The sequence below is a fragment of the Parvibaculum sp. genome, assembly GCF_049651025.1.
Lineage (GTDB): Bacteria > Pseudomonadota > Alphaproteobacteria > Parvibaculales > Parvibaculaceae > Parvibaculum.
The window spans coordinates 1-26,775 of the sequence record NZ_JBASBH010000100.1 but is presented as its reverse complement, the minus strand read 5'-3'; the positions used below and the strand labels follow the sequence as shown (position 1 = coordinate 26,775).

General features: G+C 58.2%; 26 protein-coding genes and 1 pseudogene. 18 read left to right on the top strand and 9 right to left on the bottom strand.

Translation table 11 applies throughout. The features are described 5' to 3' along the window. Window positions 1–58: 58 nt before the first annotated feature. Window positions 59–460: a PaaI family thioesterase gene (locus WA943_RS12845; protein ID WP_424470277.1), complete on the bottom strand. Its 402-nt coding sequence runs from the start codon at window positions 458–460 to the stop codon at window positions 59–61. A gap of 169 nt (window positions 461–629) precedes the next feature. On the opposite strand from WA943_RS12845, the gene WA943_RS12840 reads away from it, so the two are divergent. Then, window positions 630–902: a plasmid stabilization protein gene (locus WA943_RS12840; protein WP_424470276.1), complete on the top strand. Its 273-nt coding sequence runs from the start codon at window positions 630–632 to the stop codon at window positions 900–902. Here WA943_RS12840 and WA943_RS12835 read toward each other — a convergent pair. Next, on the bottom strand, window positions 899–3,454 hold the full coding sequence (locus tag WA943_RS12835) for a CHASE3 domain-containing protein (protein WP_424470275.1): 2,556 nt from the start codon (window positions 3,452–3,454) through the stop codon (window positions 899–901). The genes WA943_RS12840 and WA943_RS12835 overlap by 4 nt on opposite strands. Before the next feature lie 423 nt (window positions 3,455–3,877). Here WA943_RS12835 and WA943_RS12830 point away from each other — a divergent pair. After that, window positions 3,878–4,099 (top strand): annotated as a pseudogene (locus WA943_RS12830) (transposase); the annotation flags it as partial. Between the two features lie 27 nt (window positions 4,100–4,126). Further along, window positions 4,127–4,420 (top strand): hypothetical protein, encoded by a 294-nt coding sequence (locus tag WA943_RS12825; RefSeq protein WP_424470286.1) that lies wholly within the window; start codon window positions 4,127–4,129, stop codon window positions 4,418–4,420. A 20-nt stretch (window positions 4,421–4,440) separates the two neighbouring features. Here WA943_RS12825 and WA943_RS12820 read toward each other — a convergent pair whose 3' ends face one another. The 3 genes from WA943_RS12820 to WA943_RS12810 all read right to left on the bottom strand — a co-directional run bounded on the left by WA943_RS12820 (window position 4,441) and on the right by WA943_RS12810 (window position 7,167). Continuing rightward, window positions 4,441–4,830 carry a response regulator gene (locus tag WA943_RS12820; RefSeq protein ID WP_424470274.1) on the bottom strand — a complete coding sequence of 130 codons (390 nt, stop codon included), beginning with the start codon at window positions 4,828–4,830 and terminating at the stop codon, window positions 4,441–4,443. Between the two features lie 94 nt (window positions 4,831–4,924). Then, a complete protein-coding gene (locus WA943_RS12815) occupies window positions 4,925–5,332 on the bottom strand; it encodes a response regulator (protein WP_424470273.1) in 408 nt (135 codons plus the stop codon). A 134-nt stretch (window positions 5,333–5,466) separates the two neighbouring features. Further along, window positions 5,467–7,167, bottom strand: coding sequence for a TadG family pilus assembly protein (locus WA943_RS12810; RefSeq protein ID WP_424470272.1), 1,701 nt, complete (start codon window positions 7,165–7,167; stop codon window positions 5,467–5,469). 226 nt (window positions 7,168–7,393) lie between these two features. On the opposite strand from WA943_RS12810, the gene WA943_RS12805 reads away from it, so the two are divergent. Beyond that, entirely contained in the window at window positions 7,394–8,431 is a 1,038-nt protein-coding gene (locus tag WA943_RS12805; RefSeq protein WP_424470271.1) for a hypothetical protein, read from the top strand. Window positions 8,432–8,513: 82 nt separating this feature from the next. On the opposite strand, the gene WA943_RS12800 is transcribed toward WA943_RS12805, so the two are convergent. Then, window positions 8,514–10,184: a ShlB/FhaC/HecB family hemolysin secretion/activation protein gene (locus WA943_RS12800; protein ID WP_424470270.1), complete on the bottom strand. Its 1,671-nt coding sequence runs from the start codon at window positions 10,182–10,184 to the stop codon at window positions 8,514–8,516. 543 nt (window positions 10,185–10,727) lie between these two features. Here WA943_RS12800 and cpaB point away from each other — a divergent pair. The 11 genes from cpaB to WA943_RS12745 all read left to right on the top strand — a co-directional run bounded on the left by cpaB (window position 10,728) and on the right by WA943_RS12745 (window position 21,333). After that, complete coding sequence (gene cpaB, locus WA943_RS12795) at window positions 10,728–11,627, top strand: Flp pilus assembly protein CpaB (protein ID WP_424470269.1); 900 nt, start codon at window positions 10,728–10,730, stop codon at window positions 11,625–11,627. A gap of 20 nt (window positions 11,628–11,647) precedes the next feature. Next, window positions 11,648–13,012 carry a type II and III secretion system protein family protein gene (locus tag WA943_RS12790; RefSeq protein ID WP_424470268.1) on the top strand — a complete coding sequence of 455 codons (1,365 nt, stop codon included), beginning with the start codon at window positions 11,648–11,650 and terminating at the stop codon, window positions 13,010–13,012. Between the two features lie 5 nt (window positions 13,013–13,017). Continuing rightward, entirely contained in the window at window positions 13,018–14,217 is a 1,200-nt protein-coding gene (locus WA943_RS12785; RefSeq protein ID WP_424470267.1) for a hypothetical protein, read from the top strand. Then, complete coding sequence (locus WA943_RS12780) at window positions 14,214–15,446, top strand: CpaF family protein (protein WP_424470266.1); 1,233 nt, start codon at window positions 14,214–14,216, stop codon at window positions 15,444–15,446. The genes WA943_RS12785 and WA943_RS12780 overlap by 4 nt, the downstream gene beginning before the upstream one ends. 45 nt (window positions 15,447–15,491) lie before the next feature. Beyond that, complete coding sequence (locus tag WA943_RS12775; RefSeq protein ID WP_424470265.1) at window positions 15,492–16,397, top strand: type II secretion system F family protein; 906 nt, start codon at window positions 15,492–15,494, stop codon at window positions 16,395–16,397. A gap of 12 nt (window positions 16,398–16,409) precedes the next feature. Beyond that, window positions 16,410–17,348 (top strand): type II secretion system F family protein, encoded by a 939-nt coding sequence (locus WA943_RS12770; protein ID WP_424470264.1) that lies wholly within the window; start codon window positions 16,410–16,412, stop codon window positions 17,346–17,348. Further along, the gene (locus WA943_RS12765; protein WP_424470263.1) at window positions 17,345–18,073 is read left to right on the top strand and encodes a tetratricopeptide repeat protein; all 729 of its coding nucleotides are present in this window, start codon (window positions 17,345–17,347) and stop codon (window positions 18,071–18,073) included. The genes WA943_RS12770 and WA943_RS12765 overlap by 4 nt, the downstream gene beginning before the upstream one ends. 122 nt (window positions 18,074–18,195) lie before the next feature. Then, window positions 18,196–18,333 carry a hypothetical protein gene (locus tag WA943_RS12760; protein ID WP_424470262.1) on the top strand — a complete coding sequence of 46 codons (138 nt, stop codon included), beginning with the start codon at window positions 18,196–18,198 and terminating at the stop codon, window positions 18,331–18,333. A 169-nt stretch (window positions 18,334–18,502) separates the two neighbouring features. Continuing rightward, on the top strand, window positions 18,503–18,697 hold the full coding sequence (locus tag WA943_RS12755; RefSeq protein WP_424470261.1) for a Flp family type IVb pilin: 195 nt from the start codon (window positions 18,503–18,505) through the stop codon (window positions 18,695–18,697). Then, complete coding sequence (locus tag WA943_RS12750) at window positions 18,698–19,147, top strand: TadE/TadG family type IV pilus assembly protein (RefSeq protein WP_424470260.1); 450 nt, start codon at window positions 18,698–18,700, stop codon at window positions 19,145–19,147. Window positions 19,148–19,161: 14 nt separating this feature from the next. After that, complete coding sequence (locus tag WA943_RS12745; protein WP_424470259.1) at window positions 19,162–21,333, top strand: sensor histidine kinase; 2,172 nt, start codon at window positions 19,162–19,164, stop codon at window positions 21,331–21,333. Here the strand turns inward: WA943_RS12745 and WA943_RS12740 are convergent. Continuing rightward, window positions 21,308–22,072: a response regulator transcription factor gene (locus tag WA943_RS12740; protein WP_424470258.1), complete on the bottom strand. Its 765-nt coding sequence runs from the start codon at window positions 22,070–22,072 to the stop codon at window positions 21,308–21,310. The two genes, WA943_RS12745 and WA943_RS12740, sit on opposite strands and share 26 nt — an antisense overlap. A 340-nt stretch (window positions 22,073–22,412) precedes the next feature. On the opposite strand from WA943_RS12740, the gene WA943_RS12735 reads away from it, so the two are divergent. After that, window positions 22,413–22,586, top strand: coding sequence for a hypothetical protein (locus WA943_RS12735; protein WP_424470257.1), 174 nt, complete (start codon window positions 22,413–22,415; stop codon window positions 22,584–22,586). Window positions 22,587–22,615: 29 nt separating this feature from the next. Here the strand turns inward: WA943_RS12735 and WA943_RS12730 are convergent, their stop codons facing one another. Together WA943_RS12730 and WA943_RS12725 are read right to left on the bottom strand one after the other, a co-directional pair. Then, window positions 22,616–23,095, bottom strand: coding sequence for a Rap1a/Tai family immunity protein (locus WA943_RS12730; protein WP_424470256.1), 480 nt, complete (start codon window positions 23,093–23,095; stop codon window positions 22,616–22,618). Window positions 23,096–23,236: 141 nt separating this feature from the next. Further along, the gene (locus tag WA943_RS12725; RefSeq protein WP_424470255.1) at window positions 23,237–24,649 is read right to left on the bottom strand and encodes a cytochrome P450; all 1,413 of its coding nucleotides are present in this window, start codon (window positions 24,647–24,649) and stop codon (window positions 23,237–23,239) included. A gap of 243 nt (window positions 24,650–24,892) precedes the next feature. Here WA943_RS12725 and WA943_RS12720 point away from each other — a divergent pair, with 243 nt between their 5' ends. Beyond that, the gene (locus tag WA943_RS12720; RefSeq protein ID WP_424470254.1) at window positions 24,893–25,624 is read left to right on the top strand and encodes a hypothetical protein; all 732 of its coding nucleotides are present in this window, start codon (window positions 24,893–24,895) and stop codon (window positions 25,622–25,624) included. 222 nt (window positions 25,625–25,846) lie between these two features. Beyond that, the coding region (locus tag WA943_RS12715; RefSeq protein ID WP_424470253.1) for a hypothetical protein at window positions 25,847–26,775 on the top strand (929 nt) is incomplete at its 3' end.

Genomic DNA, 26,775 nt, shown 5'->3' with positions numbered 1-26,775 from the left:
GGCCGATCGAAAATATTAAAGCATATTAATTGGTCGCCCGGAGTGAAATTCCATCCCGTCAGAGGACAAGCTGCGTCTGTGTGACAAGGGCCGCAAGCTTTCCGTCTGCCCGCGTGATGCGTGTTTGCCAAACCATTGCCTTGCGACCGCGATGGACTGACGCGCAATGACCATGCACAACTTCGCCGAGCGGCACGGCGGCGAGGAAGTTCGTCTTGCTTTCTATGGTGGTGGTGCTTGAACCCTTCGGGAGGTTCAGAAAGGTTGCTACTGCGCCCAGCGTGTCGGCGAATGCCATGATCGCGCCGCCATGAAGAATGTCTGGAATGGTGCACAATTCTTTTTTGACGAGGAGGCGAGCTTCAACATTCTCGAGTTCGGCCCTCACCAGCTCGATACCCAGATAGTCGGCGAACGGAACGGGAATCTTTTTCAACATTTCGAGCATGTCTTGAGCCACGGCTAATCCTCCCTGATTACGCAATCTCTACTGGCCAAATTACGTTCTGAAGCCCGGTTCGGCCAAGAGCCACGTCTGTCTGTGCCATGGAGCCAAACCATTTCGCGGGAACCCAAGCGCTCACAATGGCGTTTCTAAATGATGGATGTTCGGAAGGCAGGAGGCAATTATGCCCCGTGGCGACAAGTCGAGTTACACGGAAAAACAAAAGCGCAAAGCGGCACATATTGAAGAGAGTTACGAAAAGCGCGGCGTCCCGAAGGACGAAGCAGCGGGACGCGCATGGGCTACGGTGAATAAAGAGAGCGGTGGCGGGAACAAGTCCGGCTCTGGGCGCGGCGTGAAGGACACCAAGGTCTCTTCCCGAAAGGGCGGCAAGATGGGCGGGCAGGCAGCAGCAAAAAGGCCAGCCGCCGCGCGTAAAGCGAATAAGGCTCGTTAGCTTTCGGTGGAAGTGGCTACCGCACGTACAATCGCGGCTTTGAGGTCGCTGAGCTGAAACGGTTTGGCGAGGTGGACGGCCCCGCGCATGGCCGGGTCGTCCGGCAATTGATAGCCGCTTGCGACGACGATCGGCATGTCCGGATGCGTCTTGCGCACCCGCTCAACGAGTTCCTGTCCTGACATTCCGCTGAGCCCGAGATCGGTGATAAGAAAATCGATCTGACCATTCGCCTGCAGCGCCTGAAGTGCTGAAGTTCCATCATCGACTTCGGTGATGCGATGGCCGAGCTGTTCAAGCATGTCGACGGTGCTCATGCGAACGAGAATTTCATCCTCCACCACGAGGATATTGAGCGGCTTCTGTGGCTGGGCAATCACCGCAGGCGTCACCTCTGAAGTCGCTGTGCCAGCGGTTGCTGCGTTCAGTATGCTGCGAACTTTTCTTGCGAGCTCGTCCTCGCGATAGGGTTTACTCAGCAGAAACACATCCTCGTCAAGCCGACCATTGTGAACGATGGCGTTCTGCGTATAGCCGGACGTGAAGAGCACACTGATCTGCGGACAAATTTCTTGCGCGCGACGCACAAAATCCCGCGTGTTGATTGATCCCGGCATAACGACGTCGGTAAAGAGCAGATCGGGCCGCGCGCCGCTATTGAGCAGCGCCAAGGCTTCGTCGGCATTCTCTGCTTTCAGCACGCTGTAGCCGAGCTCCTTCAGCAGATCGATGGCAGCCGCACGAACGCCTTCATCGTCTTCTACGACGAGAATTGTCTCGCTTCCTCCGACGGCTGCGGCAAGGGGAGTGGAAAATACGTTGGCGTCTCTCTTCGCGCGCGGCAGGTAGAGCTTGACGGTCGTTCCATGGCCAATCTCGCTATAGATCTTGATATGGCCTCCCGATTGTTTGACGAAGCCATAGACCTGGCTGAGCCCCAGCCCTGTGCCTTCACCTTCGGCCTTGGTCGTGAAGAACGGTTCGAAGGCACGCGCCGCGACCTCGGGACTCATTCCCTCGCCGGTATCGCTGACGGCAAGCATTACATACTGACCGGGCGTTACTTCCGTGTGCTCGGTGAAATAGGCATCATCGAGGATGGCATTGGATACTTCGATGGTGAGTTTGCCGCCTTCTTGCATGGCGTCGCGCGCGTTGATCGCGAGATTGAGGATGCCGCTCTCGACCTGTACGGGATCGGCCGATGTGTTCCACAACCCCCCTGCAATCACGGCCTCGACGTCAATGCGCTCGCCGAGCGTCCTGCGCAAGAGGTCGGTCATATCCTGGATGATGCGGCCGAGATTGATCGCACGTGGATCAAGAGGTTGGCGACGCGCGAATGCGAGAAGCTGCTGCGTAAGCCGTGCCCCGCGTTCGACACCCGATATGGCATTTTTCAGGCGACCGGTAATTTTCGAATTGTCCTGCACTTCACGCGCCATCAAATCGAGATTGGCGCTGATGATCTGCAGCAGATTGTTGAAATCATGCGCGACGCCGCCGGTCAGATGGCCGATGGCTTCCATCTTCTGAGCCTGTCGTAGAATTTCGTTGGCCCGCACACGCGATGTCACGTCTGTGGCGGCTACGAGAAAACCACCTTCCCAAAGCTGGCTGTGGTAAACATCCATCTCGCGTCGATTGAACGTGATGCGCTCATAAGTGTCTTCTGCAACATGACCCGGGGAGGGGAGTGCGCCGAGGACAGGGTGGCTGCGATGCTTGTCGATGTCACGAAAGCTTTCCAGAGACATGCCTTCCCTGGCCATCTCGCGTGGAAAATCAAGCAATTCGAAGAACCGCCGATTGAATGCACGCAGACGTCCATTGGTGTCAAAGGCCGCAATGCCGTCTCGAATATTGTCGAGGGTTGCCTGTAGAAGGGCCGCCTTTTCAGCGAGCGTCTTTTCGACGCCGGCGAGACGGAAATTGTTGCGCAACAAAAGCGCGGCGATGGCTAAAAGAAAGACCAAGGCCAGACCGGCACCACCCAGGGTTGCCATGGTCGTGCGATCTTTGAGGTCGGCGGCATCCCGATTCCGGTTCTGGAGCAGAATCTCTTCCTCGCTCGTGATGGAATGGATGACGCTTACAATCTCGTTCATCAGGATTCTGCCAGCGTCCTGACCTACAAATTCGGCCGCAGCCCCCGTCCCCTTGCTGCGGCGAATGTCGATACCTTCCGCGAGAAATGCGAGACGATGGGCAACAAGTATTTCAAGCCTCTCTATGCGTTTGCTGTGGTGGGGATTATCGGCGGCCAGCATGCGCAGAGTGGCGAGATCCTGTTTCATCGCCTCGATGCCGTCGCGATATGGATCGAGATAGGCATCTTTGCCCGTCAAAAGGAATCCGCGCTGGCCGCTAACGCTTTGTCTGAGGTTGGACAACAATGCGTCGGCGGTATTGATCACGCGATAGGTATGGATGACCCAGTCCTGCTTTTCGCGAAGGACCTGCGTGTAATAGACCGAAAGCCCGCCCGTAACGCCGAGCAACAGAAATATGGGAATAAGGACGAAAAGCAGCGCGCGGTTTGTTGGCGTCATGACTTCGTTTCTTGCGAGAGGCAGCCGGGACTCTAACAGGGCATATCTCGTAAGTCGCCAAATTATGCGGTTCCGAAAATGCACGGCACGCAACGAAGCGGCTGGCGATTCCATAATCCATGCCTATTTGCCCCACACAACTCGACGCAATTCCCAATGACGCGGACGCCCGGTGATCGCACATTCAGGCGTGGTTCGGGCCTTCTTCGGCCACAGAATTGAGTTGGCGGCAATAACCGCGCAATTCGGTTGATCGGAAGGCGACGGATGATCAGAACGAGCACCCCCCCGGTTCCGCAAAGATCTCTCCGGCGCCTTCCGACTTCACGAATTTTCTCGGGAACGCCTGCACTGGATATGCGTTAATTAAAGAGCGTCGCTGGGGGAGCGAACTCCTGAAATCATCAGACGGGACGGCTCCATATGTCGGAAAATTTTGCGCCTTCACCTTCTGCGACGACAGTGCTGTCGGGATCTCTCGATCGCACGCGCCAGACAGCGACGCTGGGCGAGGTGTTTGAGTCCGAGGAACTGAGCCGCGCGCTTCTTGAAGCGGCGCGTTGGCCGCAGGGTCCTGAATGCTTGCGATGCCACGCGCTTGGTGCCGCTTGTCGCCTTACGACACGCCCGGGTCTGTGGACCTGTAAGGCTTGCCGGAGTTGCCAATATAGTGTGACTTCGGGCACGCCTCTGCACGGGACGCGCGTTACGCTTTCATCCTGGCTGGTGCTTTTCCATGCGCAGGAAATTCGCCGCCAGCGCCTCAGCGTTTCACAAGTCAGCCGCAAGCTTGGCGTCAGTTATCTGACGGCAAAAAGCATGCTACAGCGTCTGGATGAGTTGCGTGAGAAGATGCCTGCAATGGCCGAGCGTCTGAAGCAGCAGCTTTTGGATGTATCAGGCGCTCGTGACCAGTCGGCGATGCCCGCTTCGCATCTAAGCGCGAATGCAGGAAATATGGGCTGAAGGTAGAGGGCGTGACGCGGCTAGTTCGCTCTCAATGCTTCGACGCTTGAGCGCCCCACCACCGATTCCAGGAACCCCAGAAGCTTGTCGAGCTGAACCGGCTTGGCGAATGCGCCGACGGCGCCGCTTTCGCTGGTGATCGCGTATTTCAGCGCACTCTCATCGGCAGTCATCAGAATGATGACGGCGCGATGATCAAGATTGCTCGCCGCTTCGGCGACGCGCACGCCATCCCAGCCGGGCATATTCACGTCGAGCAATATCACCTTCGGGCCGTGAGCCGCGATCTGTTCGATGGCATGAAAACCGTCATTCGCGGTGATGACATCAAAACCCGCATTGCTCAGGAACTCCCTCATTTCGCCGAGTTGTTCAGCGTCGTCGTCAGCAACCAGCACAGTGGCTCGCATGATAGTCACCCATTCACGCGGAACCAACTGTCCGCGTGTCCATGAGACGCTCGTGTTTCTTAAGAGATGGTAAAAAGCAGCGACGGCCGACGCTTCAGATTTGTGCAGTTTTGTCGTCAGCGGAAGAACCGCGGAGAAGCAAGGCCGTAAGATCGGCAAGCTTGAGCGGCTTTGGTAATGCGCCCAGAAGCTTTATGCCATAGGCAACGGCAAGGTTGGATGCACTTTCCAGCATAACCTTGCCCGCTGCGGAAACCAGCACCACGACCATTTCCTGCTTGCGCTCATAGTCTCGGAGCGCACGGAGAACTTCGACGCCGTCGCACCCTGGCATATGAAGATCGAGAATGAGCAGATCGGGGGCGAACACATTGACGAGCTGCGGAAAATTCGTGCGCCCGGCTCGCGTCTCCGTGATGTAGCCGATGCGCGCCAGTGCTTCTGAAAATTCCTCCGCAAAAACCTCATCATCATCGTAGATGAGGGCTCGCGGCTTGCCCATTTCTTGTCCGCTGATTGTACTAGCTATGCTCATAAGGGCACCGCGACTGAGTGGAACCGTATCCGCAATATGCCCTATCGATAAAACGCTGAGCGCCGCAAAGCGCGCGATTGTGTGCGTGATTGTATGGATGGTTAACCGACAAGAACCGGTACCCCGCATTTCGCGCCGCTAACGGTCATGTCGAGTACACCGAGTTGAATGCCGAGTGTCGTAAGGAGCGCACTGACAGGAGAGCCGAGCGCATTGACGGCGTTGAAAACCAGAGACGTCAATGCGCTGGGTACGTTCGCGCCAGCAACCGACAAGCGAAGCGCACTCGCCAGATTGGGGAAGAGTTGGCTTGCGCCTGTGCCATTGATCGATCGGATCGTGTCGCCGTCAATGTCGGCTTGGCTGAAGTCGACGCTGCCCGAGCCGCTGGCCACGCTAGCCGCGCCGCTGGCCTTTATCGGCACGCTTACAAACAAGACTTGAAGATCGACAATGGCGGGGTCGCTGATTGTCGGCGATGTTGCGAAATTGGTGAAGCCGCTTCCAGCATCTCCGTAGCGCGCGCTGACGGCGCCGGACGCCCCCAGCAACGTCACCATCTTCTCGGGCCGACATGGAATGGCGGCGAGCGTTGCCGTGCCTTGCGCCATTTCGACGTAAATCGGAACGTTGACCGAAGTGGACAGAAGCAGCGGAATTGAAACATTCAGTAGCTGCACGTTGAGCGCGATGCGGACCTGCGAGGTACGGATGAATGTGCCGACAGTACCGTGCGCAATTTGTGCCATTGGTTCGCCGATTGCCACGCTCGCCTTTAGCGCGGTGTTAGCTATCGGGAGGGTGAGGCCCGTGTCGACGTTCACCTTCTTTACGGCTCCAGCCGTTCGGGCGGCGGCGGCAACCAGGTTATAGAGGTCAAGCTGCGCTCCATCGCCGCCGACCCCGATGCTGCCGATTGTTCGGCCTGCTATGCTTGGGGCCGCGATCAAATTGCCTAAAGTGACTGTCGTGCCGGGTGGTACCTGCCCCGACAGTGTGTTCAGTGCCGAGATGGAGCCTGACACGCTCCCGCTAGCACCGCTGGACGCGTCACGCAAAACGTCAAGGCCCGCGCCCAGTATATTGCCCATGGTGACGCCGCTTGAAAGCAGGTCTTCATAGCGGCTGCCAGCGGAAATTCCTGTGCGGGTTGCCAATGCGTCCAAAAATGCGAGCGCGCTGATCTTCGTATTTGCCAATGCCTGATAGTCGATCAGTGACAGTGAGAGATTGGCGCCGACCAGTCCGCCGAGAAGCTGATTGACGAGGCCGCCGTTCAATTGTGCAAGGCGCGTCCCCGCTCCGAAGCTCGCCGTCGCGACTGTGGCGGCGGTAGCTCTCGTATGCACGGTGTTGAAACTTGAAAGCCCGAGCGCGCGTGCGAAATAGGTCGGTGCGTCCGATTTCGTGACGATGCGCACAGCATTGATCGCTGGATCATTGGTGGTGACCACAAAGCGGCTCGTCGCCGGAATTGTCTCGTCTGCTTTATAGATGCCCGTCTCAATCCGCTCGATATTTGCCGTGCCATAGCCGTTTGCTGCCAGAACTTCCGCAGCCGCCGCTTGTGCGCCGTCCGGCAAATGCTGCGCTGCCGATAGCGCCGCCGCGTCGGTCGTGGCCTGCAACGATCTGCGCTCCAGCAACAACACGCCGGCATCCGCCACGATAGCCGCGATCGCCAGAACGATGGCGAGGGAAAGCGCTGCCATTATCGAAATGACGCCACCGTCATCGACGAGGAATTTTCGTCCTATCCGAAAACGGCCTCGAAGCTTTCTCTTTTTGGTGCAGCCGGTCATGGATGGCCTCCTCCCGCACGATGATCGGATGAAACATCCGTCATGTGAAGTGCGCCTGATTTCAATCCGTTAAGAATACTCTAATCCGTTTACGGACTGCCTCCTTCTGCGTGACACAACTTTACATATCACCACACCGCTTTCCCAAAGGTTGCCGTACAAATTTATTAAGCAGGCGCAGGAGTTGTGGGCGATCCCGGCGCGGCACCAGTTGGAGGAGAAGCCAGTGCTTAAGAGAACGCTCATTCTGTGCTCGGCCGGTCTGTTGCTTGCAGGTTGCGCCACGGACAAGATTTCAATGTCATCCGAAGTCGGTGGAGCAGGGACAACCGCCTCGGGCACTACCGGATTGAAAAGCCTATCGGGCACGAGCAGCCCCGCATCGCCGCTCGACACGGCAGGTGGCCTCGGCCTTTCCGGAGACAATGGAGCCGTAGCAAACCTCATCGGCAATGACCCGCTCGGTAATGTGCTCGATGGCGCTCTGGGTAACGGCAATATCATTAGCGAGTTGCTCGGCTCATCTGGTGGCGGCAAAGGCCTGCTGCCCTCGCTCGCGGCCTCTGCGGCGGGCGACACGCAAGCATCGATACTCAATGGCGGGTTGGGCCTGACGGGTGCCGACGGCGTTCTCGCCGATTTGACCGGCCTGGATCTCGGCGGCGCGGTGTTGGGGACGCAGGGCGTGATCCCTGCGAGTTTCGCGGGTGGTAATGATGGTCTCCTTGGTGCTCTCCTGGGCGATCATGTTGCAGATCCTATTCTCGGACCTGTCGCACAGGCCGTCCCCACATCCGCTGTTGCCGGTGCCCTGTCACAGGTGCCCGCGCTTGGCGTGACGGGGCAGGGCGGCGTCGTCTCGGCCCTTATCGGCGCCGATCTCGTCGGCAACCTCATAGGCGCACAAAGCCCTCTCGGCGGCGGGAGCGGCGGTGCGGTCGCCGCACAACTTCCGCAAGGCAATGCGCCGCTTGCTCCTCTCGGCGATGCCGCTGTCACGGTGCTTAATGTCGTCGCGGGCAACGCTCCCAGCCCTCTGGCCGGGACCGGGATAGGCACCGTCTTGAACAGCCTGCCCGGCGGGTTGCCGACCGCACCTGCGGGCGGTGCAACAGGAGCTCTCGCCTCCGTGCCAGTCGTCGGCACAGTCCTTTCGGGCGCAACGGCAAGCCTGCCAGCCGCTCAAGGCGGCGGAGTGCTCGCACCCGTCACCCAGGTTGTAGGCTCTCTTCCCATTCTCGGCGGCCTTCTTTCAGGCCGCTGATCTGCAGCGACAGGTGTTCCTCGAAAACTTGAAAGCCCGAACTCGCGTTCGGGCTTTCCTTTCGACGTGATTGCGGCTGCTGCTAGAGGCGCAATTCGAGGGATAGATAAAGACGCGGATCGCGGTTCCCGCGCGAGGCGACGCTCCGGTTGAGCGGTTTATCCAGCTCGACACCCAAGGCGAGCCACTTGCGATTGGAGACCGTGAGGCCGATACCAGTCGATACAAGGCGATCATTGCCTTGCTGATCGATGGCCTTGTTGAAGACCTGCGACTGGTCGAGAAACGTATAGGGCACGAATGTCCAGCCGCCCGCGAATTCGGTATCGAGTCTGTATTGCATCTGCAGCGACGTGCCATATCCGCTATCGCCCGATGTTTCCGAGGTGTCGAAGCCGCGGCCGAAATGCGCGCCGCCGAAGCTGATTTCCTCGGAAGCATAGAGTGAGTGAGGACTATATTGTCCCTCTGCCGAGGCGCTCAGTCCGAGTTTTTCCGTGATCGCATAAGACATATTTGCGCCAGCGCGCGTTTTGAAGAACCACGGCTTCGTGCCGAGACGCGAATGCAGCATATCGTCGGGACCGGCGCCGAAGGCGCCGATGCCTTGCGTCACGCGGCCATTTGCGCCGATGGATAGCCTCTCATTGACGCGCAGCGAATAATTGGCATCGGCAAAAGCCGCGCGGATTGCATCCTCGGAAAAACGAAAGCCATTGAGATCGTTGGTCGCCTGCGTCGCATATGCGCCGACATTGCCGATCAGATTTTCCGAGATTGATCGAATAAAGGGATAGGTGAGCGTTGCATCGAAACCCGTGCTTTGCGAGGTGAAGTCGAAATTGGCGGGGAGATCGCCCGCTTTCGATTTCGCAAATGAACCGCCGACCGTCGCCCGCAATCCGTCTGATCCGATCAGGGTCGAATAGGAGAGGCGGAAGTATTGCTGCGTTCTGATCTCGGGCGTAGCGAGGACCGTGAGCGAGAGCTGTTCGCCATCACCCAGGATGCTGTTGAGCGCGCCGGTGAGATAGGTCTGGAATGGCGCGCTGTCGAGGTTGGCTCGATTGTCCACCGCGGTGCTCAGCGAATAGAGGTCGTGTTCCGCTTTCAGCGCCATCGTCGCGGTGCCGGTATAGACATTCATGCCGGTCAATTGCCCGCTGATCTCTATTCCCGGTATGTCGCTGATGAGCAGCAAATAGCGCTCCAGCGTTTCCGTACGCAGCGGCTTTTCCGCCATGATGCGTTGACTGAAGCGCTTGATGCTGGCCTTCGCGCTTTCGCTGTCCGTGTCGATCGTGATGTCGCCGATATGCCCTTCGACCACGCGTATGATGAGCGTGCCGCCCTGCATCACCTGAACTGGAACAAAGGCGCGGCCCAGTGCGTAACCTGCTTCCTCGTAAAGCTTGTTCACGCGATCAAGGGCCGCTCTGAGGTCGAGCGCAGTGATGGGCTTGTTGACGATGGCATCGAATTGCCTGGCAACGAGGGCCTCATCAATCACGGTCGCGCCCATCACGCGAACCTGAGCGACCCGGAAGTTCAACACTTTCGCCGCGCCATTGGGAAGGCCCAGATCTTCGCGCAGGCGAGGCACTTCGCGTCGCGGCAGTTCGGGCGAAGGCGCGGGCGGCGTCAGGATGGTGCCCGGCGCGGGGGCGGTCAGCGGGTTTGTGGTCGCCGCATAGGCGGCTTGAGACAGGAGCACGGCGCTCGAAACGGTTACGAGAAGTTTTCTGGCAATCATCTTGATTCCTTCGCTGGCCTTTGGCCGGACGCTGCGGCCTGTCTGCATGAGCGAATGGTACAATTGATGTCTGCCGTATAAAGACGAGTCCTGTCTTTAATCTGGGTAACACGGGTGATCAATGTGCATGACCGTAGACTATTGTCGGCATGCGTTGAATTGGACCGTGGTCTACTTGAACGGCACCGCTTCGATCCGTATACGACCCTTGGTCGTCAGCATTCCTCAAATCCGGTTTTGTGCGGCTGTTTGATTTAATGCTCCGGGAAGCGCCTAAGCCCGTAAAAAAAATCGTGTGAATCAATGGAACCAGATTTCTGCTCGAGTGTTTAGTGCGGAAGCGGGGATTTATGGAAACCGTGAATATTGTCGAGATTTGTAATCTATGTTTCCGTTTTGGGTTGCGGTAACGAATTTGTAAGCACTTGGACTTCAGGCTCGAAATGAAGAAGACGTGTTTTTGTGTGCGGACGAAAAGGAAGATTTGTACTTCGAGGCAAGGCGTTTCGAGTGGGAGCGAGAGGCGCCAAGAGGGGAGTGATTATGGGCTTTGCTCAGAAATTGCAGCGCAATCCGCTATTGTTTTTAACGGTGGGGGCGGCGCTGATCGCGGCAGCCGCGATCTTGATCTGGACGAATATCGCTGCGCGTTCCGCAACGGCACAATCTGCCGTTAAAAGCGAGACCTCGGTAGCAGCGCTTCAATCATCCATACAGAAAATTCTGGTCGCGGCCCGCGCCATACCGCGCGGCGCGGTGGTCACCTCCGACGATGTGATGCCGTATGGCGTTGCTGGACCGGCGCCGTCAGGCAGTTTCGACGAGCCTTCCGCGGTCATCGGGCGCGTCGCCACAATCGATATCCTTCCTTCACAGATTATTCTCGGCGATGCGTTGAGCGCCACAAAGCAGGCGGCAGGCGTTGCCGCGCTTGTTCAATCCGGCATCCGCGCATTCTCGGTAAGAATTGCGGAAGATCAGATTGTCGGTGGTTTTTTGCGCGTCAATGATCGGGTTGATGTGTTCGCGACGCTGCCCGATTCCGTCTTTCCTCAGACGATGGATGGCGGGCATAAGGCGGCCGATCAAAGCCGAACGACCCTGCTTCTTCAGAACATCGAAGTTCTGGCAGTCGGCGAAAAACTGGAAACCAAGGGCGCTGATGCGCTGAACGGCGCGCGCACAGTCACTCTGGCAGTGGCGCCGGACGAGGTCGCCAGAATTGCTCTTGCAGATCGTCTCGGCAAGATGACGCTGGCGATCCGCAACCCCGCCGACAAAAACATAGCGCCGGAAACGACAGTGAGCCTGTCCGATCTCGGCGCGACAAGCACAGAAACGACGGCCAGATCTACGATGCCGACTAAAGCGGTCGTCTCATCTGGTCGCAAGATCATCCTCTATTCGGGCGCGGCGACGACAACCGTGACAACCTCTCGCTGAAATCGGCAGGTAGCAAGATCATGCGGAATTTTTCGTCGTCTACTCCGAAAGCTTTCACGTTCCTGGCGGGCTTTATCCTGTTGGCTCTGGCGTTTGCCGACAGCGCGTTCGCCGCGTCGAATTCGTTGCAGATACCGCTCGGTGGTCAGAAAGTCTTGAAGTCTGAGCATCTCATCGATCGGATCGCAGTCAGCGACCCGAAGATCGTCGACGTGAAAGTCGTCAATTCGCGCGAGCTTCGTTTACTCGGGCAGGATACCGGCTCAGCGGACCTGACCGTCTGGTACGAGGGTGGCAAAAGCGCCTCATATCGTTGCGTCGTCGGTGCTGATCTGTCCGGCCTTGAAGACGCATTGGCGCAAGAGCCTGCCTTCAGTGGTGTCAAGTTATCCAACACGGGCAAGACGACGGTGCTGAAAGGCAAGGTCAACAGCCTTGCTGATCGCGAGCGGGTCAAAGACCTGGTGGTTTCCTATGTCGGCAAGGACGCTCGCAATCTGGTCGAAGTGTCCGAGCAACGCATGGTCGCGGTTGAAATCCGCTTCGCGGCGGTGTCGGTGAATACGCTGAAAGCGCTCGGCTTGAATTTTCGCGCGCTGGGCGGCAATTTCGAATTTGCCTCGACCGGCCCGAGTTCCGGCGCTATGCCCGGCTACACGAACGGCACAGGCCTCGATCTCGCACCGACGCTTCCGGTGGCGCAGGCGTTCAATCTTCTTCTGTCCTGGCCCGGCTCCAATAATTTTCTCGGCGTTGTCAGCGCGCTGAGCAGCGCAAATCTCGCGCAGATGCTTGCAGAACCGACACTGCTGGTGCGTAGCGGCGAAGAAGCCGACTTTCTCGCAGGCGGCGAAATTCCGATCCCCGTGCCGCAATCCGGTGTCGGCACCGGCAGCGTGACCATCGAATACAAGAAATTCGGCGTTCAACTGAATGTCATGGCAACTGTGCTCGAGAACGATCGCATCATCCTGAAGGTGAACCCGGAAGTGAGCGAGCTCGATCCGGCAAACGGCATCACTGTGCAAGGCTTCAATATTCCAGCCATCAGAACCCGTTCGACGCGGACGACGGTTGAGCTTGGCAATGGTCAGAGCTTCGTTCTCGCCGGCTTGATGTTCAGTTCATCCTCGAACCTTGAGGACAAGGTGCCCGGCCTCGGAGATCTGCCGATCATCGGCAATTTCTTCAAGACCTCGATGAACAAGCAGGAACAGCAGGAACTTATCATTATCGCCACGCCGCGTCTGGTGTCGCCGATGGAGGCGAATGCGGTGCCCAAACTGCCCGGCGAAGGTCGGAAATACGATCCGAGCGTCGGCCAGATGCTTCTGAATACCGATCAGCTTGACCGCAAGGTCGTTCAATTCGGTCTGATGAGGTAATCGTCATGTACCGCGTTCTTCTCATTTCCGGCGAAGGCGCTCTCGGCGAGCAGGTAAAGCGTGCGCTCGAAACCGTTGCGACGGTCATGCGCGCCGATCCGATGGCCACGGATATCGTGGAGGCCGGAAAGCAGTTCATGCCCGACGCCGTCATCGTCGACAGCGACACACGTACCGGCGCGCAGACGACCTATGAGCGCCTTTCGACAATCCGCCAATGGTTTGAGGAAACGCCGATCATCGTCGTCGGAAACGAGATGGGCGCGCAGCTCATACTGACGGCGATGCGTGCAGGCGCGCAAGATTTCGTGGATCGCGAGGCCAATGACCGGGAATTGAAGTCCGTGGTCTTGCGTCATCTTGGATCGCGGCCCGGTGTCGGCTCTTCAAGCCGCGGTCAGACGGTTTGTGTCTTGAGCCCGACGCCGGGAGACGAAGCCCGAGACCTCGCAGTCAATATTTCATCGACGCTGGCCGCTGCCCGGCGCAGCGACGGCGTCATTCTCGTCGATCTGTCTCTGCCAGCAAGCGATGCTGGCATTGCATTGGGCATCGAGCTTCCATTCCGTGTCGGCGATGCAGTGAAAGACATCGCGCGCCTCGATCGCGCATTGCTTGACGGTGCGCTTGCTCGCTGCCCCCGATCCGGGCTCTACGTCCTGCCGCTCTCGCGCTATGGCGATGCCGACGGCTGGGCTGTCGACATGCAGGATCTGCGGGCGCTGATCCAGATGTTGCAGTCGCTCTATGACATCGTCGTCATAGATTACGGGCCGTTCTCACGTCAGGAAGATCTGATCGCCCTGCCAGGTGCGAATGCGATTTTCTTTCTCTCCTGCAATCAGCGCTTCACCTCCATCAAGGCGGCAGGCGATCTGATACGCGTCGTCAACGCACTTCGACCAGCCGCGATTGATCCGGTGCTTGCCGTGCATGAATTCGCACCCTCTCTCGCGCCGGGCTTTGAAGAAATCAGGAATGCGTTGTCGCCCGGCCATGCGGTCAGGCTTTGTGCGCGTTGGGCAGAGCTTGCCGATAGCGTGAACCGCAGCCTGCCGTTGAGCCTTGCCGGACCATCGCCTTATGCCGATCAGTTGACGAATATCTTGTCTGTAATGGGATTGATGCCCGAACGCGGTGTTGCACAGGAACATGAGCAACCAATGCGTAGCTGGGCGCGCAAGCTGATGGGGATTGTGCCATGAGCAAGCCCCTTGAACCCTATATGCGCGCCTCGCTCAATGCCGCAAATGAGATCGGTGTTTCGGATCGCTATCAGCAGATCAAGTTTCGCGTGTTCGAGCTTACGCTCGAATATCTGGAACAGCAGGGCATGCAGGGTGAATCGATACCCCGCGCCGTATTGCAGGATGAAATCGCCCGCGCAATTTCCGTGATCCTGATGTCCCGTGGTCTGGCGCTCAATTTGAAAGAGCGGGCACAACTTATCGAGGACGTGCAGAACGAAATCGTCGGCTTTGGTCCTCTGGAGCCCTTGTTGAACGATATCGAGGTCGACGACATCATCGTCAATGGCCCAAACAAGATTTACGTGGAACGCCACGGCGAGCTTGAGCCCGTGGCCGCGCGCTTTCGCGACACAACGCATCTGATGAATGTCATTCAAAGGATCGTGAGTCCCATCGGACGGCGCGTCGACGAAAGCTCGCCTTATGTTGATGGCCGGTTGCCGGATGGTAGCCGCGTCAACGTCATCATACCGCCCGTCGCGCTTGATGGACCGATCCTCTCGATCCGGAAGTTCAAGCGGACGCCGCTCATGGGTGAAGACCTGGTGCGCGGTGGAACTATGAGCGCGGAGACGCTGAAGCTTCTCGCCGACGCCGTGCGCGGCAAGCGCAACATCCTTATTTGCGGCGGCACAGGGACGGGGAAGACGACGCTTCTCAACGTGCTGAGTTCCTATATCGGCCCGAAAGAACGTCTCGTTACCATTGAAGACGCCGCCGAGCTGCAATTGCAGCAGTCTCATGTCGTACGCCTTGAAACGCGGCCCGCCTCGCTGGACGGCGCAAGCGAAGTCAGTTCGCGTGATCTCCTGCGCAACGTTCTGCGCATGCGCCCCGACAGGATCATTCTTGGTGAGGTGCGGTCGAGCGAAGCCATTGAAATGCTGCAGGCAATGGGCACGGGCCATGATGGTTCCATGGCGACGATCCATTCCAACGGGCCGCGCGATGCGCTGGAGCGTCTGGAAATGCTGATCGGCCTTCACGGCTTTGCCAGCGAGCTTCAGGCTGTGCGGCGCTTTATTTCCGGGGCAATCGACCTCGTGGTTCACGTTCAAAGGCAAACGGGTGGTTTGCGTCGTATCGGCTCGGTAAGCGAGCTCGTCGGCATGGAGGGGCCAACCTATTCGATGCGGGAGATCTTCCAGGCAGACGAGGCCGCCGGTATGCGGCGCATCGTATGACCGAATTTCGGGGGTAGCGAAAACATGCTCTTGCAGGCCACAAATATGCTGATTGCGATCCTCTGCCTCGCTGGCGGTGCCTTCGCTGTCGTCGTGTGGCATCGCCAGAGCGGCAATGTCGAAATGCGGGATCGGCTGCGTGTGCTGGTGCAGGCGAGCGCCCCTTCGGCGCCTGCGGGCCGACGCCTTGCGTTGCATGAGGTGGAAAGACTTCTGCCTGCCTTTGCCAAGCGTCGCCTCTTTCAGGCTGGCATCCAGATCGATCCGAAATTGTTCCTGCTGATTGTGTTTGGCCTCGCCGCAATCTGGATCGTGCTTGTGCTGGCTTTCGGCATCCTCGTGGCCGCGACCGTTGACGGCCTGCTTGTATTATCCGCGATTGCCGTCCTCGATCATCTTGCCTCGCGTCGGATGAATGCGCTTTCGGCTTGCATGTCGGGCTTTCTCGATCGCGTGCGTCAATTGTTGATCGTCGGAAACTCTCTGTCGGTCGCTCTTGCGCGTGCGACGCAAGCGTCGCCGCCCGTTCTTGTCGAGTTCTTTACGCCCACAATTCGGCGCATCGCGAATGGCGCAGGTGTCGCCGAAAGCGTCAATCAACTCGCCGATGATCTCGATCTGCACGAGTTGCACCTCTTCGGAACGGCGATCGAAACGAATTTGCGGTTCGGCGGTTCTCTTGCATTCGTCCTCGCCAATCTGATCGAAAATATGCGCCGTCGCTCGGCCGTGGATCGCGAGGTTCGCGCCAATACTTCGCAAATTCGGGCCAGCGCCTGGATCTTGGCGCTGCTGCCGCTGGCGACTTGTGCCGTCGTGATGATGAAGAACCCCGACTATGCGCGCTACTTCATCGAGGATCCGACGGGGAACAAGTTTCTGATCTATGCCTGCTTGTCTGAAATTGTCGGCGCATTGCTGATGCGCTCGATCATACGTGTCAATTACTAGCGGGAGACGGATTTGACCGATTTTCTGCGCAACGAATTGATCTGGATTGTGGCGGCCTTGTCTGCGACGGCGGGGATAGTCGCGATCGGTGTGTCGAGTTCGGCGCTGCTCCGTGAGCGCATGGCCAATAACCGGCTGTCTGCGTTGCTCGCGAACGGGGCGTCGCGCCCGCGGTTTGTCGACCAGGCATTGCGGTATCTGGAATGGCTTGGTCAGCGAATTGAACGTGATGAAGGGTCGAGCGGCGAAGTGCGGGCGATCCTGGCCAAGGCTGGCTTTTTTCATCCCTCCGCACTTTACATGTTTCTCGCGCTACGTTTTGGCGTGGCGGTCTCCATTTTTGGCGCTGTTCTGGTCATGCGCAGCGAGAAAGTGACGCTCTTCAATTTTTTCGTAGCGGCGGTTTTTGCTGTTCTTTTCTATCGCTATGCCCTGATCGCGATCAAATATCTGGGAGAACGGCGCGCCCGGCGCGTACAGCGCGAATTGCCGCCCGTTCTCGACATTGTCCTCATGGTACTTGATAGCGGCGTGAGCATCGACCAATGCCTGCAATACGTGGCGCAAGCCGCCCGGCCCGCAGCGCCGACAGTCGCATCCATATTGGCACGGCACGTCGCCGATATAGATAATGGCGTTCCCTATGACGTGGGGCTCGACCGGCTCGGTCAACGTCTGGCCGTCGATGAGGGTGTCGACTTTGCCAATCTGCTGAAGCAGGCAATGTTTCAGGGTGGGGAACTCGGACCGAGCCTGCGCCGTTTTTCAGCGGAGCTTTCCGACAGGCGGCTGGCCCGTGCCCGCGAAGAGGGCGGGCGCCGCGCGACCTACCTCACCGTCGTCATGGTTTTCTTCTTCGTGCCCGTTCTGCTGGTGGTTCTCGTGGGCCCGGCTTTCGTCAACGTCGCTGGCACTATTCAGGCGGCTGCGCAAAGGACACATGCCAAATGAACGGCCATAGAGTGAAACAATATTGCTTCGTCGTTGCAGTCTGTGCGGCATCCGCGGTTCTTGCCGGATGCGACAAGCAAGTGCTGAGTTCGCTTGGAACGCTCACGCCCGCGCCAAGCACCGTCGAAGCGCCCCCGGCTTCGTCGACCTCAACGCTATATCTTTCCATCGTCGAAGGATTGGTGGACCAGAAGCGCTATCGCGCCGCACTCGGCTATCTCGATCAATATGCCGTCTCGGAGAAGAAAACGCCGCGCTTCTATATGCTGCATGGCGAGGCCTTGCTGGGTGTCGGTAAGTTTGACGATGCCGCCAAAGCCTTTGCCGCGCTGGAAAAAACGGACCTCGCCGCTATCGGGTATAACGGTCTCGGACGCGTCGATGCGAGCAGAGAACATTGGGCTGCCGCCGAAGACCATTTTGCGCAAGCCGTCGCCACGCGACCGTCAAGTGCCGACTACCTGAACAATCTTGCTTTCGCGCAAATTCAATTGGGCACGGACGATGCGCTCGCCAAGGCGGAATTCAATCTTCGCCAGGCGCAAGAGCTAGACCCTGCGTCGGAATCGATCCGCAACAACCTCGTGCTTGCCTTGATGATGGCGGGAAAGGATCGGGAGGCGCGTGCCGTGCTGGACAATATTGCGACGTCACGTGAGCGCTCCGACGTGCGGAAATTCGCGGCCGATTGGGTGCAGGCCAAACACAAGGCTTCGGTGGAATGATGATGCGAGGAAACAAATTGGATCGATCTTTTTTGCCGGTGCTTTTCACGCTCGTTTCGATCTGCCCGATTTTCGGATGCGCGCCTGAGAAGATGACGGGGCCTACACAACAAGAGACGGTGATGAGTGCGCAGCAGGCGGCAAGCGGCAATACGCCTCCCATGCGCGCCGACGAGGCGGACGCGATCTACAAACACTATGTCGACGGAATCGGGAAGCCTGTGAATCCGACCAGCGGCCTTAGCAACACGACGCGTTGATGAGCTTCGCTGTGAGATAGAAGAGCGGGCCAGTTAATCCGGCTCACACAACTCCGCTAAACGCGACACAGGTCGAAAAACAGGCGGAGTAAAACTGAAACAGGGGGCGGCGAACAAACGCTGGGATGTGAAGATGGCGACAATTCTGTCGCCGGCGGAGGAGGATAAGATGAATACGGTAAAACTGACGGAATTTGCCAAGCGTTTTGCAGCCGACGATAGCGGGCTTTCGGCCGTGGAATATGGCCTTCTGGCTGCTGGCATTGTCCTGGGCATTACTCTTGCCATCGGCAATATCGGGTCGAACCTGACGACAATTTTCAATAATCTGTCAACGGATGTCGCGACGGCCGCAGGCAGTTAAATGCGCATCTTCGGCAGACGGTTAAAAGCGGAGCGGAGGCAAGCTCTGGCTCGGGACGAACGGGGTACGGTTGCCATCGAATTCGCGATGGTGGCCGGCCTGTTCCTGATGATGCTGTTTGGCATCATAGCTTTCGGCTTTCAGTTTGCCGGGCGCATTGCATTGTCTTACGTGGTGGCGGAAGGCGGCCGCGCCGCCGTTGCCGGGTTGACGGATGCTGAGCGTAGAAGCAGCGCGATCACTGCAATGAATGAAGCGCTCGCCGGCTATTCGGGGCTCGTCAGAAACGCCACGCCTGCTGTCGACATAACCACAGCGAACGGCAAGACGGTGATCCGTGTCAGCGTCAATGAATCGAATGTGGATCTGCCGTCTTTGCCCTTTGTCCCCGATCTCTCGAATCTGCCACCCGTATCGACGACATTCATCGTCGCCGATCCATCGGGCTAGGGGAGCAAGCATTCATGCAGCTCATGGGATCGTCGAGCAGATTGGAAGTCGAGCCTGGAGGAAGCGCGGCGTCGGAGCTGGCGCTGATCGAGTTTTCCTCGGCGCTGGCGACGGCGCATGAAGCTGAAGAGTTACGCGCGGCTCTGCGCTCCGGTCTCGATCTGATTGCGCGCGTTGACGGCGGTTCCAAACTCGCGATTTGCGAAATCAGCGCGGCATCCGACGGCAGGCCATTGATTGTGTGGCAAACGGTATCGGGCGACGGCCCGGCGATTGCCGAGAACAGGAATTTCGAAGATTGGTTCAGGCGCGCAAGAGCCAGTGCGCGCAGTTTCGAGGCCATGCGCGATGCTCCACAATGGGGCGCACTAACAGCCATTAACCAGTCCACGGGGTGGGAAAGCTTTGCCGGTTTCTTTGTATCGGGCGCCGAGCCTGATGGTGAAAGGTTACGCTACCTTTCCTCTCTTGCGCGGCTAGTCGCAGCGGCACTCGCTCGCATTGAACGCGGCACGTCTGAGGAGGTGGCCCGGCGTCGCCTTGCAACGGTGAGCGCGGAAACTCTCGCCTGGCTCGAATTCGGCGTCGATATTGTTTGGGAAGCGGCTTCCGACGGCGTCATGCGCTGCCGCCGTGTTCTCAATCGCCGCGCCGACCTTGCCGGTACAATCGAAGGCGCAAATCTTCAAGCATTGATTGTCGGTGCTGGCGGGCGAAATCTTTTCGATCTGCTGCAGGTCGAGCCGAGTATTCGCCACATGCGCGCGCAGATAAGCGAAGGGCCCGCTGCGCGAATGTCGGCTGACAACATATTCTACGTTTCGGCCATGCAGCGCGAAAACGATATTTCCGGCCTTCCGACCTATGTCGGCACGCTGACTTGCATACCTGCACGAAGTGCCTCGACGCTGATGAATGAAGCGACGGCGGCATTGTCGCAAGTGCGCTCGGCCAGGCATCGTGAAGAACGTCGTCGCGTCGAGGACGATGCCATGCTCGAAGGCTTGCGGCTCCTGCTCGATAGCCGGACGCCACGAGAAAAGCTCGCTCGTCTCACGGAACTTCTTTGTGAGAATATAGGTGGCGAAGAAGCGGCGATAGTTGAGCCGGGTTTCGATGGCAGGCCACGAATACTAATCCCCGCGCCGCGCATTCTTGATCGATCGGCGGGGGTTGTGGTTGATGAGATCGCTGCCGCTACCGCAGAATCGCGATTCAAACTCTATGCGATCGAAGATCCAACGACGGGCGCCATTCGTGAGGCGCTGAAGCTCGATGGAGGGAGCATCGTTGCCTTCGCTCTGCCGCTCAGGGGGCAGGCCGCCTATCTGCTCTGCACGACAGATGCGGCCGAAGGTTTGAGCGCCGACGGGATTGTCTTTGCGGAGCGATTCGCATTCATCCTGCGGCAAGCCTTGTTGTTGCGCGAGGAACAGGCCCAACTCGCACAGACGGCGAAAATGGCCGCGCTGGGGCAGATGTCGGCCAGCATCGCGCATGAATTGAAGCAACCGCTTAACACGATTTCCCTCGCCACACAGAACCTGGAAGCATTGCTTTCCTCTCCGAAGTTCGATGCCGCCGCAGTCGGGGTCAAGATCGCTCGCGTTCTGGCGCAGGTCGACCGCGCAGCGAATGTCATAGACCGCATGCGCAGGTTTGGGCGCAAGAGCGTCGGTGAGAGCGCTGCGGTTTCAGTCGATGAACTCGTCGAAGGAGTTCTGCTGATGATACGCCACGTGCTGGAACATGCGGGCGTCACCGTCGAACTCGATCTGGCCGAGGGCCTCACCGTTCAGGCGGATGAGTTGCAACTTGAACAGGTGCTGACGAATCTTATCCAGAACGCCACGGACGCCATTTCCGGCGTGGGCGGCGACGGGCGCGGAGAGGCAGGGGGCGGAAAGATATGCATTCGATCTTTCACTTCGCCGGAAAGGGAGGGTGAAGTCGTTCTGCGCATCGAGGATAATGGGCCGGGATTTCCGCCTGGCGTGATCAAGCGCGCCCTTGAGCCCTTTTTCACAACAAAGCCGGCGGAGCAGGGCACAGGTCTCGGCCTGGCTATTTGTGACACGATCATTCGCGAAAGTGGTGGCCACCTTGCGCTTGGCAATCATGAGCAAGGTGGCTTTGTCGCACTGACTATGCAGGCGGCCCTTACGGCTCCGTCGGAAACCCGGTGAAAAGATAGCCTTTGCCGCGGATCGTCTTGATGACCATCGGATGATCGGGATTGGGTTCAAGCTTGCGGCGCAGCTTCACGACGATACTGTCGAGGCTTCTGTCATAAGGCTGCCACGCTCGGTTAAACACACGGCGACAAAGGTCTTCTCGTGTCTGCGGGCGACCTTCATGCGCGACAAGCTCGATCAGAAGATCGCATTCCGCCGTCGTCAGTGGCACAAGCTCACCTTCCGGCGAAAGAAGGTTGCGTCGCACGGGATCGAAATGCCAACCATTGGCCGCGGGGTCGCTGCTGTCTTTCTTGACGGTTCCGCCATTGTGGTTGCCACCACCATTGCTACCTGAGCGGCGTAAAAGCGCGCGAATACGTGCAAGAAGTTCGCGAAGGTTGACAGGCTTTACGACATAATCGTCCGCACCGAGCTCAAGCCCCACGACCTTGTCGGTCGCTTCGCCATGCGCCGTTACCATGATGCATGGCGTGGAATGAGTCTGACGGATTTCACGCAGAAAATCGAAACCGTTATCTTTTCCGATCCAGAGATCGAGCACGACAAGGTTATGTGGTTTCGCGGCAAATTGCTGCAACGCCGACCGCCGATCAGCGGCTTCGCTGATAGAGAAACCGTGAGCGGAAAGATATTCACTCAATTCTGACCGAATATCGGGATCATCATCGACGAGTAGAATCGAAACGGCGTCTTCACCTGCAGCCTCGACATTGTCCTCAGATGCCACGGCATATCTCATCGCGTCTTCCTCCCTACGATCGACTGGCCTATAGCGACTGCGCCCCCACAAAATTCGCAGCGAACATTTAATCCGTCCCGGTTGTATTGTGCACGTCTCGACAGTCGATCACAAGAACTCGATCCTGTGTTGTCCTCCGTGATTTGAAAAAGACAGCGTCACTACGGTATTTTTCCAATCATGGATCTCTGTCTATGCCCCCAATACACGCGGGGGCTTTTACGAATTGGCACAGTTTTCCACAGTCATCGCGAGCGTTTTCCCTCATCTTGAGTGTGGGGGAAGTGAATCGGCAAGAAACCGTTTACGCGACAAAGAGGCACCGATCATGGACGACAAGCGTATCGTGACTGAAGAATTCGCAACCCCGCTCGACGATATGCTGAGCGATCTGGCCGGTGCCGTTCGCAGCTTGAGCGACAGCGAGCTTCGCGGGCTTCTGGTCGCGCTCCTCTCCGAATGGAGAGACCGGCGTAGTGAAAATTTTACCCACGCGAATTGATGTCACGGCCCGTGTTGGGAGGTGCGCGTTTAATGCGCTCCCGTTTCGCTTCGCTTTGATTTGTCGGCGCCGGACGTGTTGGCGCCTGTCGCTTGAGCGCATGAATATCCCCATGCAAGGCTTGTCGCCAGATCGACGCTTGCGGGCAAATCCCGGATTTGCGGCTTTTGTTGCAGGAGCACAAGGAAGAGCGCGCGCACTTTCTCGCCGCTGATGCCTCCCGAAGGCAGACAGAACGAAGCCGATTTTATTTCCTGCCGCACCAAGCCGTAATGCGCGAGAAAGCCCTGTATATAGGAGCCGCAAATGAGCAGGCGTTCGCGTTCCTCTGCGGTTATGGCTTTTGCATCGACCGGATTGGCGCAAGCCTTTTCGAGGTCGGAACCCGTTTGCAGGAAGTAGTGCGGCTTTCCCGATTCCAGAGCGGCCTGTGCGCTCGTGCTAGCGAAAAACGCGACAAAGCCGGCGGCCAGGACGCCTGCTGCCAAAATATGATGAACTCTTTTCAATCTGGTCTCCTCCCTGATTGCGGAGCAGGAGTGCTTCAGAGCATCTCCGTATACCGATCAACATGGGAAGACCTTATCAAGCTGGCTCAGACAACTTGATTGTATTGCGTTGAGTTTTGTCATCGTCTGTGTGGGCGTGCATTAACGAAGTTGGTTCGCCCGCAATGTCGCGATTGCGCGAATAGGAACCGTCGGCCGCAAAACGATCCGTGCTTGCGGCATCACGGCATCGGCATTGACGATGCGAATATCCGCACGTCTCGCATATGTGCCGAGAATGAGAACCGCTTCCAGCAACGCAAAGCTTGCGCCAATGCAGACCCGCGCCCCGCCGCCGAATGGAAGATAGCCGTAACGCGGAACAGACTTCGCCTGCTCTCCGAGAAAGCGTGTCGGATCGAAGCGATCGGGATCGCGCCAGTAGCTGCGATGCCGGTGCATGACCCAGGGCGAGATCAGGATCGTGCGTCCTCCGCGCAGCTCCGTGCCGTCTGGCATTTCGTCATCCTTGACGATCTTGCGCATGATATTGGCGACGACAGGATAGAGGCGGAGCGTCTCGTCGATCACCGCGCGCGTATAGCGCAAGCTTGGAACGTCATCTGCGGTAAGCGGCCTGTTACCGGCGGTCTCTTCGATTTCCGATTGGATGTGTCGAAGCGCTTCTGGGTGCAGGGTCAGAAGATACCATGCCCAGGACAGCGTGGTGGCAGTCGTCTCATGGCCTGCAAGAAGAAACGTCGCCACCTCGTCGCGCACCTGATCGACGCTCATCTCCACGCCGTCATCGGCAATCGAGGCATCCATCAGACGTTTCAGCAATGTGTTTTCGCTCTTTTTTGCCTTGGCATACTTGATGATTTTGCGCGCGAAGCCGTCGAGGCTGCGCCGGCCCGGCTGCACAAGCCGCTCGATGAAGCCGTCGCGCAATAGCGGCGGGAGAAACGTACTTGCGAGAAACATGGCGGGGAATTTGTCGAGAGTGTGCGTCACCGTATCGGCAATACCTTCAATGTCATTGCTCAGATCCGCGCCGAGTATGCTCTCGCCGATAATTTCCAATGTCAGCCGTGTCATTTCACGGTCGATGAGAAAGGGCTCTCCGTTTGCGAGAATGCGATCGAGGGAGCGCTCGGCGACTGCGACGAAAAGGGGCGCAAAATCCTTGACGCTCGAATGCTGAAATATCGGCGCAGCAAGTTTGCGGTTGCGCTTCCATATGTTGCCGTCGGCAGTCAGCAAGCCATTGCCAAGCAGCGGCTTCAAAATGGAAAGCTGATTTTCGTCCTTGGGGTAGTTCTCGGCATTGGTGACCAGCACATGCCGGATGGCGTTCGGCTCGTTGATGAATATGCCGCGCCCGGCGCTGGCTATGCCGACGCGAAAATCCGAGAAGTCGGTCTCGTACCAGAAATCTGGAAACGACGCGATGAGGTTTCCGAGCAGATGCGGGCGGAGAAGGACGGAGGCTAATCCCGGCGCCTTGTCTGGCGCATGCGGCCTTGCCGGAATCGTATCCGCAAATGTTGTTGTTGTTGCAATTTGCGCGGCCATAAATCGTCTCCCCAATCCGCCATTGTCCCAATATCGATCAGCCGACAAGACATATGAACAGCAGCGCTCTCATACAGGAGTGCCCAAGAGGCCAATCAGGGGATCAAATCCGGCCATCCATGCGCTTGCCCCTCACGGTCTCCGTTAACGGAACAAATCCCGACTTAAGCGCACAAGCCTTTACACCGTTCACTAAAACGACGGCGTAGCCTCCGATCAGTCATCTGGATGGGAGAAGTGAAAATGTTGAACTCAAAACTTTCGCGGGGTCTTCTGCTCGCAAGCGTCTTGCCTCTGCTCGCTGCTTGCGGCAGCGATGGCGTCAGCGGAACTGGCGGCGGTGGCGGCACGCCGGGTACTCTGACGACTCCGCAACTTGGCGTCACCGGCAGCGGCGGCGTTACCGAAGGGCTCGGCGTTGCAGCGCTGACGGACCCGATCCTCGGCACGGAAGGTCTTCTCGGTGGTGGTTCGAGCGGAGAACTGGGCGGCGTGATCCCCATGGACCAGCTCGCACCGATATCGAGCCAGCTCTCACCTGTTGTCGATCAGATATCCGGGGCTATCCCGCTTGATATGGTCACAGGTCAGATCCCCGGCCTCGGCGTGAACGGCAAGGACGGCTTGCTCGTCGACCTGACCGGTCAGGACCCGCTCACCGGCATTGTGGGCACAAACGGCGTCGTTGGCGGGTTGCTCGCTGGCGGCAACGGTGGAGCCCTCGGCGACATCGTCCCTGCTGGCACCATTCCCTCGCTTCCCGGTGGCAGCGGCGATCCGACGGCACTCCTTGGCGACCTGACGGCGGGCACACCGCTTGCGGCCCTCTCCGGTGCGCTTCCAACTGGCGGCGATCCGACGGCAAAGGTTCAGGACGCCCTTGGTTTGCTGTCGACATTGGGAACGGCGGTTGGCGGCTCCAATCCGACCGATTTGCTCGGCACGGTTACCTCGTTGGTTCCTGTCGGAAAATAGTGCGATTTTGATGCTCCCTCCCGGAAATGAGGCGGTTTTTACCGCCTCATTTTTTGGTCGTTAGCGTTTGCGCGCTCTCGTCTGAAGCTTTGTGCTGCTTCCTGCTGCGCTTGCCGCGCCAAGATGTGTTATCCAGAATGAAAGATGGATATCGCGAAGGATGGAGCGCATGGCCGAAGTCAAACATAACGCAATCCTCGCCAATCTCGGCGGTATTTTCCAATGAGCGTCGCTCCCTCGCTTGGCGGGTACAAGGCTGTTGCGAAAATCTACAACGCCTTGATGACGGGTCTTGTGCTGGCGCTGATAACCCGCAAGGACGAGAAGGCGGCGGCGAGTTTCGTCTTCGGCCACTTCCGCCGTCAGCACCTTGAAAAATTTCTGCCCGGCCTGAAAAAGCTCGACCTCGATACGCTGCCGGATGCCGTCGCCTGCGCCCAGTATCACTATTTTTCAAACGCGCTTGGCGGCGTCAAAACGGAATACATGCCTGAGAGCGATCGCAAGGCGTGGGTCCGTTATCCGCCGCCGCGCTGGATATGGCACGGCGCGGCCATCTGCGCCATTCCCGCAAGTGTCAACGAGGCCATGCTGCATGGCTGGCATGGCCATAACGGCGTCTCGCTCGGCAATCCGCGCTTGGGATTCGTCTGCACGGGGCAAACCGTCGAAGGCGCGCCGGGCCTAGAAGGCTATTATTACGATTACGGCCGCGATATTTCCGAGAGTGAACGCGTCCGCTTCGCGCCCGATGAAAGCGCGCCGGATTTTGACGCCGCCAAAGCGCCGAAGCTCGACATGGCAAACTGGCCTGAAGAGCGGCTGAAGAAAGTCGAGCGTTCCTATGCGATGGAATATGTCCGCTCGCTCGTGCCCACCATGCTTGCGCTTTTCGGTCCCGATGAAACGCTGAGCCATCTCGGTCACGCTGCTCGTCTCATTGGCATGCAATTCTATGACGAGACTGCCGCGCTTCTTGGCACGAAGCCGGGCGGACCGCTCGCATTTGCAGAATATCTTGCGGCGCTGGCGGCCGCTCAAGGCGAGCAAGTGGAAATTGTGGAGGAGGGCGGTGGCATCGCCGTTCGCCAGACGGGCTGGCGCCTGATGGACGGCATCGACGTGGACGTCGCTGCCTTTGAAGCCTGGAA